This window comes from Rhodospirillaceae bacterium (assembly GCA_018662005.1).
In the GTDB taxonomy this organism is placed as follows: domain Bacteria; phylum Pseudomonadota; class Alphaproteobacteria; order Rhodospirillales; family JABHCV01; genus JACNJU01.
In genome coordinates, this window is the sequence record JABJHA010000012.1 from 87210 (window position 1) to 100027 (window position 12818).

Below are 12818 nucleotides of genomic sequence, written 5' to 3' on the forward strand. Positions count from 1 at the left end.
CTCATGATTATCAGTTGCCCTAACTGTTCGACGACCTATAACGTCGATAACGCAACCCTGGGAAGCCAGGGTAAGTCGGTACGGTGCTCCAATTGTGAGCATCAGTGGCACCAGCTTCCTGTGCAACAGGCGCCGGCCAAACGGCCCCAGGGTTTTGCGCCCCAGGCCCAACCGGCCCAGATGATTGATCCGGCAGTGTTGCAAGCGCAAATCCAGGCGCAGATGCAAACCATGATGGCGATGGGCCAAATGGCGCAACCCCAACAAATGCAGCCTATGCCGCAACCCGTTGCGGCGCCTCCGCCACCACCGCCGCCACCGCCGGAACCTGAACCAGAGCCCGAACCAGAGCCGGAGCCGGAGCCCGAACCAGAACCGGAGCCGGAACCAGAACCGGAAGAAGATCCCTTGTCACAGGAAGAACTCGACGACATGTTCGGCGAGGATTCAGATCCCGAGCCCTTTGGCTCCATGATGGACGATGGGGACGATGACGAGGACGGGATGGACGGGATCGACAGTTTTGACGACCTTGAGGACCCCGAGCCGATTCCCGAATCGTTGATGAGTTACGATAGCGACGATGACGATGACGATGAAGACGAAGATGATGACGAAGACGATGAGGGTGGCGGCCTACCCATTGGCCTTATCCTTGGTATCTTCTTCCTGCTCTTGATTGTTGGCACCCTGGCCGGTGGCTTCTTCGCCCGTGACATGGTTCAGGAAATGGTCCCCCAGACGAAGCCTCTTTATGAAATGATCGGCCTGGGCGAGCCGCTGGGAACCGGCCTCGACATTCAGGATGTCAGATCACAACGTGGAACCGAAGGCGAGGTTGACGTGCTGATCATCACCGGCACGGTTGCCAATATCACCGACGCGCCAAAAGACGTTCCGCTGATCCGTATTTCGCTTTTCAACGGCGACAATGAAGAAGTGCAGTTCCTGAATCTGGAACCGGATCAGGGACAAATTCCGGCTGCTGAAAAAATGGAGTTCAAGGGCTCCATCATGGACCCTGCGGCGACAGCGCGGCGCATGGAAGTCACCTTCACCGAACCTGAAATGAAGCCCGAAGGCGAAGAAGAGAACTAATCGGGATTGTTCGACAACCAGGCCGGGAAGGTTTCCAGATCGATCAGATCATCAACTTCCAGACGCCGGCGAATCATTGAAAAATCTTTTTCACGCACCAGAACTTCGGGCACCATGGCCCGTGTGTTGTAGCTTGACGCCATGGCCGCACCGTATGCCCCGGCGGTACGGATGACCAGCAAATCACCGGCCGCAAGGGCGGGTAACTTCCGATCAACACAGAACGTATCGCCTGTTTCGCAAATCGGCCCAACCACATCGTATGGCAACAAGGGCGCGTCGTGAGCGGACTCAATGACCGGGACAATTTCATGGAAGGCATCGTAAAGCGATGGCCGGGTCAGGTCGTTCATGGCCGCATCGACGATAGCGAAGCTGCGGGTTGCACCCTCTTTGACATAAATCACCCGGGTCACCAGCACCCCGGCGTTACCGGCGATAACACGGCCCGGCTCGAACAGCAGCTGGCCGTCGAAATCGGCAAAAACATCGCGCACAATTTTCCCGTATTCGGTGGGTCCCGGCAATGGTTCCGATGAATTTCCGTAGGAAATGCCAAGCCCGCCGCCTAAGTCAATACGCTCGACGTTCAGGCCATCGGCCCGCAACATGGCGATGATGTCGCGAACCCGCACATAAGCATCCCTGAACGGCGCCGTATCCGTCAGTTGAGAACCGATGTGAACGGCCAGACCGACAGTACGAATTCCGGCCATTGTCGCGGCCTTCGTATAAACTTCATGGACCCGGGTCCACTCGATACCAAACTTGTTTTCGGCTTTGCCCGTGGAAATTTTTGCGTGGGTGCGGGCATCAACATCCGGATTAACCCGAAACGCCACCGCCACTTCCACCCCGAGAGACCGGGCAATGGTGCTTAAAGCTTCAAGTTCCGGTTCGGATTCCACATTGATTTGCATGATCCCGGCCTTTACGGCGTCGGTCAGCTCGCGCCTTGTTTTGCCAACGCCGGAAAAGACGATCTTGTCGGCCGGAATTCCAGCGGCCAGGGCGCGTTTCAGCTCGCCACCCGAAACCACATCGGCGCCCGCACCCAAACGTGCAAGGGTACGAATCACAGCGATGTTCGAGTTGGCCTTGACCGAATAGCAAACCAGCGTATCCATACCCTCAAAAGCACCGGCGAAAGCTTTGTAGTGGCGTTCAAGAGTGGCCGTTGAATAGGCATAGAACGGCGTCCCGACCTCTTCGGCGATAGCGGTTAGGGAGACGTCCTCGGCCAAAAGAACGCCGTCACGGTATTGAAAATGATCCATTTTACGGGGCCGGGTAGCTGCGTGGGTATTCGGAATCTTCCGGACGTTCGGGCGATCCCTTGCGGCCACATGCGGCCAATGGTGAGGCGATGGCAATGATCAGAGCCAAAACGAGCAGGCGCTGAATCAGCTTCATTGACTTAAATGTCATGTCAAATACCTCTTCCTTGCAACGGCGCAGGCGGCGCTTACATTTGCCGGGGCTGTGCCGCCTTCACTGGTCCGGCTGGCGACCGAATTTTCTACACCAAGGACGGCATAGACATCATCCGTTATGGCGGCTTCCACGGATTGCATGTCGGCCATCTTCAAGTCCTCAAGACCGCAGTCTTTGTCTTCTGCCATTTTTACCAACTGGCCGGTAATATGATGGGCCTGACGGAACGGAATACCCGCCACCCGGACCAGCCAATCGGCTAGATCCGTAGCGGTGGTAAAGCCCTTGCCCGCGTCGGCTTTCATACGCTGGGTATCAAACTCCGCCTCGCCCAGCATTGCCGCCATGGCGGCGATGCATAGTTCCAGAGTGTCAGCGGCGTCAAACACGGGTTCCTTGTCTTCCTGCATATCCTTGCCGTAGGCCAGGGGAAGCCCTTTTAGGACAATGAGCAACCCGTTTAATGATCCGATCACCCGCCCGACCTTGCCCCGAACCAGTTCGGCGGCATCGGGATTACGCTTTTGCGGCATGATGGAACTGCCCGAAGAAAACTGATCGGATATTTTAACGAAGCCAAATTGGGGTGCGCTCCACAGCACAATTTCCTCAGCCAGGCGTGACAGATGGATAGCCAAAAGCGAGCTCGCCGACAAGAACTCGACAGCAAAATCCCGGTCAGAAACAGCGTCCAGTGAATTTGCCGCAGGGCGTGCGAAGCCCAACGCCTTGGCGGTCATTTGCCGGTCAATAGGAAACGACGTTCCAGCCAGCGCCGCGGCACCCAATGGGCATTCATTCAGGCGCTTGCGGCAATCGGCAAAGCGCCCCCGGTCACGGCCGATCATTTCAACATAAGCCAGCATGTGATGACCCAAGGTCACTGGTTGCGCCGCCTGTAAATGTGTGAATCCAGGCATCACCGAGCCTGCGTGTGTGGTGGCAATATCAATCAAAACACCCTGAAAATTTTCAAGCCCCGCATCGATCCCGTCGATAGCGTCGCGCACCCATAGCCTGAAATCCGTCGCCACCTGATCATTGCGTGAGCGCGCCGTATGAAGACGGCCCGCCGCCTCGCCAATGATTTCGGAAAGCCGGTTTTCTATATTCATATGGATATCTTCAAGGGCGGCGCTAAAAACAAACGTTCCCGCTTCAATTTCACCGGCAATGGCGGCAAGGCCTTTGGCAATATCCTGAGCGTCAGCCGGGTTGAGGATTCCTTTTGTCGCCAGCATCTCGGCGTGGGCGCGTGATCCGGCAATATCCTGCAGGTAAAGCCGTTTGTCGAAATCGATGGAGGCATTAATCGCTTCCATCATGGAAGATGGGCCCGCATCAAAGCGTCCGCCCCAGATCGTGCTGGAGCCAGCTGCTGGTTGTTCGTTCGCTGCTTGTGGGTTCGAAGGCTTCTTCGTCACCGCTGGACCTCGCACCAAAAATACTCTAAATCAAAACCAACCATGAACTTATACCCTTGCAACCAAAACAAAGCCCCAAAAAGCTCTCTCCCGGGATTGCAAACGCTGTTTGCATTGGCAGTGTTGGTGATTGTCTCCATATCGCCGCTCCATGCAAGTGTTGAGACAGATAAATGCAGCAAGCCCGGCCCCGGTTTAGCAAATTTCAGGGCCGAAACGCCACCCCGTCCGTCACCAGTATACCCATTTTTCAATGCCCAGGACGCCGAATTGACGATTTCGGATTTCAGAGGACAGGGCGTGGTTTTGAATTTCTGGGCGACCTGGTGCGCGCCATGCATCAAGGAAATGCCAGCTCTTGTGCGTCTTAAAGAACTGGTATCGGAAGACAACATCACCGTGCTCGCCCTGTCCGAAGACCGTGGCGGGGCGGAGAAAGTGATCCCCTTTTTCAAGAAATTAGGCATCAATGGCCTTGAAGTACTGATTGATAAACGCGGTAAAGTTGCCCGTAAATCAGGGGTTCGCGGTTTGCCTGTCACCATTCTTATTGATGCCGAAGGACTTGAACGCGGTCGCGTCACCGGCATCGCCCAATGGGATAGCGCGGATGTCGTTGATTTTGTTCGCCGCTGTATTGGCCCCAAAAACCCCAGCTAATTCAACTGAAAAGAGTCAAAACCCCTTCCCAGATAAGGCTTATTAACGTTAAAAGGAAGCCTGGAGAGGGAAAAGGCTAGATGAACAAAAGTAAAAGCTCCGTCAAAGGGGCTGTAAAGGCATCCCACAACAGAACCCGTAAACCAAGGCAAGGTAAGAGGGCTGCGCCGCTTCGGTTGCCCGAAGCGGTTCTGGAGAACCCGAAATTACTCAATCAGATCATCGAATGTCTGCCAATCGGTTTTGCTCTTTTTGATCCACAGGACAAACTGATCGCATTTAACAGCGAGTTTCGTCGTCTTGCGAACCAGAGCCAAAAAGTGCTCGGAAGCAACCTGACCTTCGAGCAAATGATCCGTCTGTCCATTACCGAGAAGGGCGTGGCCTACACCGGCGTGAATAAACGCCTGTGGGTTAAAACCCGCATGGCGTCACACCGAAATCCCGGGCCCCCAATCGAAGCCCGTTTTAAAAGTAAAGGCTGGATCAAAATACAGGAGCGCCGGACAAAATCCGGTTATACCGTCTCCACTTACGAAGATATCAGCGAACTGAAAAAACGCGAAGCGCGCCTGCTCGAAAGCACCCGCCTCTCCACTGCTGCACAAGAACGTCTGCAAGATGCCATTGAAAGTATATCGGAAGGATTTGTACTTTTTGACGCGCAGGGCCGTTTTGTTCTTTGCAACAGCCATTATAAGAATCAGGTCCCGGGAATTTCGAAACTTGCCAAATCCGGCGTCACCCGCCGCGCCTTGACGAAGGCCGTCGCCGACCGCAATTTCAAGGGGGAGTCAAAGAAGCAAAAGAACGATTGGATCAAAGAGCGCGTCGCCCACAACCATACACCAGGGGTTATGCACGAAACGCATTTTCCAGATGGACGCTGGTTTTCCTCTCAGGACTTCCTGACCAACGATGGCGGGCGCGTTTGCCTGTATGCCGACATAACTGAACAAAAAGAAACTGAACTGGCTCTCCGGAAAAGCGAGCTGCGCTTTCAACAGGCTATTGAAAGCATGCCTGATGGTTTTGTTATTTATGACCAGAATGATCGTCTGGTTCTTTGCAACAGCCGCTACAAGAAGCACGCCAAAAAGGCCCTTCCATATTTTGTCCCCGGCCAATCATATAAAAATATCCTCAATGCGTTTGTAAAATACAATATGTCCGATCTTACCAGCGCAGAGAAAAACTCATGGATTCGGCGGCGCCTGAAACGACACAAGAATCCTGGTGCAACACCGGAAGTTCTTTTTGAAGATGGACGCTGGGTTCGCTACAGCGATTTTAAGACCTCCGAGGGTATGTTGGTCAGCATGTTGACAGACGTAACGGAAATGAAGGCTCGCGAGCAGGCGGTCGTGGACAGTGAGGCGCGGCTGGAAGCCACCCATAATCAACTCCTTGCCGCTGTTGAAAACATGTCGGAAACCTTCGTCATGTTTGATGCCGATGAGAAAATGGTCTTGCACAATTCCCTTTACGCTGAAACCTATAAAATGGCCCCTAAGGTGCTGACTCCGGGAATTTCATTAAGTGACAGCATTCGGCTACTGGCAAAAAAGAATGCTTACGCCGATATCGAAGAAAGCCTGAATGCTTATGTTAAAAAACGGCTGAAAATACTAAGAAAAACCGGCGCCCATGAACAACAGCTTTCCGATGGAAGTTGGTGGTTTGTAAAGACCACCCGTACCCCTGAAGGCGGCATTGTCATTGTTCGCGACAACATTACCGAAAAGAAAAATGCCGCTGATGCCATTGAGACCAGCGAAGCTGCCCTGCGTCAGGTCATGGAAAATGTCCTCGATGCCATCATCACCATCTGTGAAGAAGGCATAATTTCCACATTTAACCCGGCGGCCGAAAAAATATTCGGCTTCAAAGCGAAAGAGGTTGTCGGAAAAAACGTCAAGATACTCATGCCGCAACCTTTCAAACGCGAACATGATGGTTATCTAGATCGCTATAAAAAATCCGGAAACCCCCACATAATAGGCACAGGCCGCGAAGTTCAGGGGCGGCGCAAGGATGGCACCATCTTCCCACTGGAACTGGCAGTCAGTAAGCACACGATAGACGGGCTTAAGGTTTTTACGGGCGTTATTCGTGACATTACCAAGCGCAAAGTCGCTCAGGACGCCTTGCGTGCAAGCGAAGAGCGTTACGCTCTGGCCATCAAAGGCGTCAATGAAGGCATTTGGGATTGGGATATTAAATCAAATTATCTTTTCATATCAGATCGTCTCGAGGAATTGGTCGGTGTTGATATGATCAATAAACTGAAATCCAACAACAATATCGTCACCGAGGACTTTATATTTTCCGAAATACACCCTGATGATAAAACACCCTACAAGGACAACCTTCGCCGCCACCTGAAAGGTGAAATTCCCCTGTTCAATTGTGAATTCAGGGTGACACGCAAGGACAAGAAACAACGCTGGATCAGAAATCGCGGTCAGGCGCTGTTTGATTCCAATGGCCGGGCCTATCGCATGACTGGATCGATGGATGACATTACCGTACGCAAACTGGCCGAAGAAGACCTTATTAAGGCCAAGAACATGGCAGAAATTGCCAGCCGTACCAAAACCGAATTTCTGGCCAATGTCTCACATGAACTGCGTACCCCCTTAAACGCAATTATCGGTTTCTCGGACCTGATGAAAACGGAAATTTTCGGCCCAATTGGTCATTCAAAATATTCTGATTACGCAAGCACGATCAGTGATTCAGGGCAACATCTGCTGGCCATCATCAACGATATCCTTGATGTCTCGCGTGTTGAGGTCGGGGAGCTTGAATTCAATCCCGAGGAGGTCAACCTGTTGCCGATCTTTCAGTCCAGCCTGCGACTGGTTCAGGAACGCGCCAACCTTGGCGGGGTCTTGATAAAACGAAACATCCAAAAAAACCTGCCCGGTGTCATGGGCGACCCGCGACGCCTTAAACAGGTTATATTGAATTTGTTGTCAAACGCGGTCAAGTTCACACCCAAAGGCGGTTCGGTAACCCTGAAAGCCTATCAAACGAAAACCGGAATGCTGGTCGTTTCCGTCAAAGATACCGGTATTGGCATGAAGGCCTCTGACATTCCCAAGGTGATGACGCCTTTTGTTCAGGTTGATAGCAGGTTATCACGCAAATACGAAGGCACCGGCCTTGGTCTTCCACTCAGTGAAGCCCTGGTTAACCAGCACGGGGCAAGCATGAAAATCAGGAGCCGCCCCCGCAAAGGCACAACGGTTTCAATATCGTTCCCTGCCGGTACCCTGATTGATCAACCCGGACACAGCCGGAGAAAAAAATGAAAATGTCCCGGCCTGTTATCCCTCTGGTCGTGGCCCTGACACTGATAATCCTGCTTGGGGCCTGCGCCGTAAAAGCAACCGTTTGGCAAAAACCGAACGTTCAGGTTGACGAACAGCGTGCTGCCCTTGCCCAGTGCCGGGCCTACGCTACCCGCGAGGCCGAACGCGACTATCGACACCAACAGAACGACACCGTCGGCACCGGTTACGGCGGCCAAAGCACCTACCAGAAAAACATGGATGCCTATCAGGTTGGAAAAAGCACGAGCGACCTGCTCGCCCGTTGTATGAAACTAAAAGGCTACCGTCAGGTTCCAGCCACTAACTAGGCGCTTTGTTCAAAGATGCTCTAGGCAGCACGCTGGTGATCGTCATTTACCGCGTCGGTATTGGAAAAACCGTTAACGCCAGTTCCGAAAATCGGTAAAGAAGTAAGATGGCGCACAGGGTAGTAGCCCTTCTCAATGGCTGAAATGTCGGAACGACCCAAGCCAATGTCGGCCAGCATCCGATCATCAAACGTGGCCAGTTCCCTGGCTGCCTGACGGTTTGTGCGGGTCTCTATCCAGGTATCCAGCCACCCGGCGAGCACATCCATAATGCGGACACGCGGGAAGGACTTCTCGACGATCAGCGGAATTTCATCGCGCCTAATGCCGATATCAGCAAGCATGTAATCATTTAGCCCATGCATTTCGCGGGACAGTCTGTTGCGCTTCCACCATGTGTTCAACGACGGCGTCGCGGTGCGCGATTTATCATCATTCATGTTCTTCATCGGCTTGGTCCTATAACCATCATGTTGCTTACGAGTATAAGTTTAGAATGATTTTGCAAAAAAATAAGCGCAATTGCTGCAGTGCAGCATTGCATTAGACGCATAGCTGATATCGATTAAAAATGGTCCTGTTAACCAAATAACAACCCGACACAAGCCATTGTTTCCACGCTATATAATTTAAGATTCGCTAATGGTGCTATCGTTGAGCACGCATTTTTTGGAATTAAAGTCTGTGTTATCAAGAGAAAAATCAGCCATGACAAGCGAGGACAAAACGAATCCGCAGTGGGCCGTGACGGCGACCGGAAAGTTCCATCGGTTACTTATCACCGATCCGGAAAAACTAGGCCTTAACGGGGCAAGCGGAATCTTCGTGCTTTGGCACGGCGGCCTGAAGCCGCAATGGATCTTTGTCGATAAAAGCCGTGATCTGGGCCACGATCTTGACGCTTATCTCGACGATGAAGACGTCATGAATTACGAAAGCCGCGGCGGCGTTTTCGCCAGCTGGGCGATGGTCCGGCCGGAATACCAGGACGGAGTCCTGAAGTATCTTCTGGAATCCATGGCCCCACTGATTGATAACCCCAAACCGCCAGGCAAAGACGTCACAGCGCTTCCTGTCATGGCCCCGGGAGAAGTTGCCGTTGCCAAAGACTAAAGGTCGTTTGCGCTTTCAACAATTCCCGCAATATCATTTATAATCGCCCCCAGGTCATAATCCTTGGGCGTATAGACCCGCGCAATTCCCGCTTTCAGCAACGCCTTGGCATCGCCCTCGGGAATAATGCCGCCAACGATCACCGGAACATCTTCCAGACCGGCCCGCTTTAACCCGGCCATCACTTCGCTTGCAAGGGTCGCGTGGGAACCCGACAGGATCGACAGCCCGATCACATGAACGCCTTCTTCAAGTGCTGCGGAGACAATCTGCTCAGGGGTTAGCCTGATACCTTCATAAACAACATCAATACCGGCGTCGCGGGCGCGCACGGCAATCTGCTCGGCCCCGTTAGAATGACCATCAAGTCCCGGTTTACCCAGTAACATCTTCAGGCGACGGCCAAGTTTTTCCGACACGGCCTGCACATGGACCAATGCCTTGTCCTCGTCACTCGGTCCGGGGCCGGATGCACCAGCCACACCTGTCGGGGCGCGATATTCACCAAACACCCTGCGCAGGGTCTCACACCACTCGCCGGTGGTCACGCCGGCATGGGCGGCGGCAATGGATGGCTCCATTATATTACGGCCTTCCCTGGCCGCCGCTTCAAGCTTGGCAAGGGCTGTCGCCACGCCATTGTCGTCTCGCTGAGCCCGCCACTTCTCAAGCAAGGCAATTTGTTGCTCTTCGGCCTTTGGATCAATGCTCAGGAAAGCTCCGTCGCCGGTCGTAAGCGGCGAGGTTTCGGCTTCCATAAAGCGATTGACGCCGACCACCGTCTGTTCGCCGTTTTCAATGGCGGCAAGCCGTTTGGCGTTGGAGGAAACCAACGCGCTTTTCATATAACTACTTTCGATGGCGGCGACAGCGCCACCCATTTTTTCAATCTGCGCAAGTTCCCTGTTTGCCTCATACTTCAACTGTTCGACTTTTTCCGCGATAACGCGGGAGCCATCGAAAATATCGCCAAATTCCAGAAGGTCCGTCTCGTAAGCAACAATCTGCTGCAAACGCAATGACCATTGCTGATCCCAGGGACGGGGCAGACCCAGCGCTTCGTTCCAGGCGGGTAGTTGAACGGCGCGGGCGCGGGCGTTTTTCGATAACACCACCGGCAGCATCTCCAGCAAAATTCTGTAAACGTTGTTTTCCGGCTGTTGTTCGGTAAGTCCCAGTGAATTGACCTGTACGCCGTATCGAAAACGCCTGAGCTTCTCGTCGCTGACCCCGTAGCGATTGCAGGCAATGTCATCCCACATTTCGGCAAACGCCCGCATCTTCGACAATTCGGTCACCAGTCGAATACCGGCATTAACAAAAAAACTGATACGGCCAACGACTTTTGCAAAATCCTCTTCAGGCACTTGGCCGCTGTCGCGAACCGCGTCCAGCACGGCAATCGCCGTGGCCAGCGCAAAGGATAGTTCCTGTTCGGGTGTCGCACCGGCTTCCTGCAAATGATAGGAGCATACATTGACCGGATTCCATTTCGGCACCTCGGCATAAGTGAAGGAAACCACGTCCGATATCAGCCTGAGTGATGGTTCGGGCGGAAAAATGTATGTGCCGCGCGACAGGTATTCCTTGATGATATCGTTCTGGGTCGTCCCGGTAAGGGCGCTCCGCGCTATCCCCTGACTTTCACCAAGGGCGATATAAAGCGCCAACATCCAGGCCGCCGGGGCATTGATGGTCATGGAGGTGTTCATGCGTTCCAGCGGCAGGCCGTCAAACAGGGTCTTCATATCACCCAGGTGTGAGACCGGCACCCCGACCTTGCCGACCTCGCCCCGGGCCAGCGGGTGGTCGGCGTCATAACCGGTTTGGGTTGGCAGATCAAAAGCAATGGAAAGGCCGGTCTGACCGCGGCTCAGGTTGGTGCGATACAATTCGTTAGACGCCTTGGCCGAACTGTGACCCGAATAAGTCCGGAACATCCACGGCCTGTCGGCATCCTGGTTTTTTGTTGCGTCTGCGAATTTATCAGTCATGGGGAAATTCCCGTGTTAAGCCAATATACTTTAATGGTCTGAAAACAGTAGTTTAATTATTATTTGCGGGTACGCATTGAAACAATCTATCAAATTGTGCATTGCGAAGAAACCCGCAAAAGTCTATGACGGTTTATCCGTTAATTGAGATATTTGGGAGACCGTCATGAGCGAACCCGCCGAAGCTGTTGAAATGCATTCGGATTTGCCAAAAAAAGATCTTTATGAGATCGGCGAGATTCCGCCCCTGGGGCATGTACCCAAACAAATGTACGCATGGGCCATCCGTCGCGAACGTCATGGCGACCCGGACAGCGCCATGCAGGTCGAAGTCGTCGACACCCCTGATCTTGATCCGCACGACGTTCTGGTCATGGTCATGGCCGCCGGTGTCAACTACAACGGCGTCTGGGCGGCGCTGGGCCAGCCAATTTCGGTCTTTGACGTCCACAAGGCCGACTACCACATCGCCGGTTCGGACGCTGCAGGCATCGTCTGGGCCGTCGGCGACAAGGTCAAACGCTTTAAAGTAGGCGACGAGGTTATCGTTCATTGCAATCAGGACGACGGTGATGACGAAGAATGCAACGGCGGCGATCCCATGTTTTCTCCCTCGCAACGCATTTGGGGTTACGAGACCCCCGATGGGTCGTTCGCCCAGTTCACTCGCGTTCAGGCACAACAGGTGATGCCGCGCGCCAAACACCTGACCTGGGAGGAAAGCGCCTGTTATACGCTCACACTCGCCACCGCCTACCGCATGCTATTCGGCCATCGCCCGCATATCCTGCGTCCAGGTCATAATGTTCTGGTCTGGGGTGCATCGGGTGGGCTTGGCTCCATGGCGGTTCAATTGATTGCCACCGCCGGTGCCAACGCTATCGGTGTGATTTCAGACGAATCCAAACGTGACTTCGTCATGGAATTGGGCGCCAAGGGCGTCATCAACCGCAAGGACTTCGATTGCTGGGGCCAACTGCCGGAAGTTAACGGCGAGGGATTTGGCGACTATATGAAAGAAACCCGCAAATTCGGCAAGGCGATCTGGGACATCACCGGCAAGGGCGTCGATGTGGACTTCGTCTTCGAGCATCCCGGCGAGGCCACCTTCCCGGTCTCGTGCAATGTGGTCAAGCGCGGCGGCATGGTGGTCTTCTGCGCCGGAACGTCGGGCTTCAACCTGACCATGGACGCACGTTTTGTGTGGATGCGCCAGAAACGTATCCAGGGCAGCCACTTCGCCAACCTGAAACAGGCGAGCCAGGCCAACCAGCTTGTCATCGAACGCCGCATCGACCCGTGCATGTCCGAAATGTTCGCCTGGGACGACATCCCCGAAGCCCATATGAAGATGATGAAAAACGAGCACAAGCCTGGCAACATGGCGGTCCTGGTACAAGCCAAGAAAGCCGGCTTGCGGACCCTGGAAGACTGCATCGAGGCCTAGAA

At 53.7% G+C, this 12818-nt stretch carries 11 protein-coding genes; 6 read left to right on the forward strand and 5 right to left on the reverse strand.

Annotated features, from left to right (window positions below):
• Positions 1-3: 3 nt before the first annotated feature.
• On the forward strand, positions 4-1098 hold the full coding sequence (locus HOL66_06665; protein MBT5243908.1) for a DUF3426 domain-containing protein: 1095 nt from the start codon (positions 4-6) through the stop codon (positions 1096-1098).
• Here the strand turns inward: HOL66_06665 and lysA are convergent.
• The 3 genes from lysA to argH are packed head-to-tail and all read right to left on the reverse strand — an operon-like array spanning position 1095 to position 3956.
• The gene (lysA, locus tag HOL66_06670) at positions 1095-2375 is read right to left on the reverse strand and encodes a diaminopimelate decarboxylase (protein ID MBT5243909.1); all 1281 of its coding nucleotides are present in this window, start codon (positions 2373-2375) and stop codon (positions 1095-1097) included. The two genes, HOL66_06665 and lysA, sit on opposite strands and share 4 nt — an antisense overlap.
• Position 2376: 1 nt before the next feature.
• On the reverse strand, positions 2377-2511 hold the full coding sequence (locus HOL66_06675) for a lipoprotein (GenBank protein MBT5243910.1): 135 nt from the start codon (positions 2509-2511) through the stop codon (positions 2377-2379).
• A gap of 11 nt (positions 2512-2522) precedes the next feature.
• Positions 2523-3956, reverse strand: coding sequence for an argininosuccinate lyase (gene argH / locus HOL66_06680; protein ID MBT5243911.1), 1434 nt, complete (start codon positions 3954-3956; stop codon positions 2523-2525).
• A gap of 96 nt (positions 3957-4052) precedes the next feature.
• On the opposite strand from argH, the gene HOL66_06685 reads away from it, so the two are divergent.
• The 3 genes from HOL66_06685 to HOL66_06695 all read left to right on the forward strand — a co-directional run bounded on the left by HOL66_06685 (position 4053) and on the right by HOL66_06695 (position 8262).
• Positions 4053-4616: a TlpA family protein disulfide reductase gene (locus HOL66_06685; GenBank protein MBT5243912.1), complete on the forward strand. Its 564-nt coding sequence runs from the start codon at positions 4053-4055 to the stop codon at positions 4614-4616.
• Between the two features lie 80 nt (positions 4617-4696).
• A complete protein-coding gene (locus tag HOL66_06690; protein MBT5243913.1) occupies positions 4697-7933 on the forward strand; it encodes a PAS domain S-box protein in 3237 nt (1078 codons plus the stop codon).
• Entirely contained in the window at positions 7930-8262 is a 333-nt protein-coding gene (locus HOL66_06695; protein MBT5243914.1) for a hypothetical protein, read from the forward strand. The genes HOL66_06690 and HOL66_06695 overlap by 4 nt, the downstream gene beginning before the upstream one ends.
• 20 nt (positions 8263-8282) lie before the next feature.
• Here HOL66_06695 and HOL66_06700 read toward each other — a convergent pair whose 3' ends face one another.
• Positions 8283-8711, reverse strand: coding sequence for a DUF1127 domain-containing protein (locus HOL66_06700; GenBank protein MBT5243915.1), 429 nt, complete (start codon positions 8709-8711; stop codon positions 8283-8285).
• A gap of 259 nt (positions 8712-8970) precedes the next feature.
• On the opposite strand from HOL66_06700, the gene HOL66_06705 reads away from it, so the two are divergent.
• A complete protein-coding gene (locus HOL66_06705) occupies positions 8971-9375 on the forward strand; it encodes a hypothetical protein (GenBank protein ID MBT5243916.1) in 405 nt (134 codons plus the stop codon).
• Here the strand turns inward: HOL66_06705 and HOL66_06710 are convergent.
• Complete coding sequence (locus tag HOL66_06710) at positions 9372-11369, reverse strand: protein meaA (GenBank protein ID MBT5243917.1); 1998 nt, start codon at positions 11367-11369, stop codon at positions 9372-9374. The genes HOL66_06705 and HOL66_06710 overlap by 4 nt on opposite strands.
• 166 nt (positions 11370-11535) lie before the next feature.
• On the opposite strand from HOL66_06710, the gene ccrA reads away from it, so the two are divergent.
• Positions 11536-12816 (forward strand): crotonyl-CoA carboxylase/reductase, encoded by a 1281-nt coding sequence (ccrA, locus tag HOL66_06715; GenBank protein ID MBT5243918.1) that lies wholly within the window; start codon positions 11536-11538, stop codon positions 12814-12816.
• Positions 12817-12818: the final 2 nt, after the last annotated feature.

What these genes read in the sequence shown, in the direction of transcription:
- HOL66_06705 (MBT5243916.1), top strand. Translation starts at nt 8,971, where the DNA reads ATGACAAGCGAGGACAAAACGAATCCGCAGTGGGCCGTGACGGCGACC.
- HOL66_06710 (MBT5243917.1), bottom strand. Translation starts at nt 11,369, where the DNA reads ATGACTGATAAATTCGCAGACGCAACAAAAAACCAGGATGCCGACAGG.
- HOL66_06675 (MBT5243910.1), bottom strand. Translation starts at nt 2,511, where the DNA reads ATGAAGCTGATTCAGCGCCTGCTCGTTTTGGCTCTGATCATTGCCATC.
- ccrA (MBT5243918.1), top strand. Translation starts at nt 11,536, where the DNA reads ATGAGCGAACCCGCCGAAGCTGTTGAAATGCATTCGGATTTGCCAAAA.
- HOL66_06665 (MBT5243908.1), top strand. Translation starts at nt 4, where the DNA reads ATGATTATCAGTTGCCCTAACTGTTCGACGACCTATAACGTCGATAAC.
- HOL66_06700 (MBT5243915.1), bottom strand. Translation starts at nt 8,711, where the DNA reads ATGAAGAACATGAATGATGATAAATCGCGCACCGCGACGCCGTCGTTG.
- lysA (MBT5243909.1), bottom strand. Translation starts at nt 2,375, where the DNA reads ATGGATCATTTTCAATACCGTGACGGCGTTCTTTTGGCCGAGGACGTC.
- HOL66_06690 (MBT5243913.1), top strand. Translation starts at nt 4,697, where the DNA reads ATGAACAAAAGTAAAAGCTCCGTCAAAGGGGCTGTAAAGGCATCCCAC.
- HOL66_06695 (MBT5243914.1), top strand. Translation starts at nt 7,930, where the DNA reads ATGAAAATGTCCCGGCCTGTTATCCCTCTGGTCGTGGCCCTGACACTG.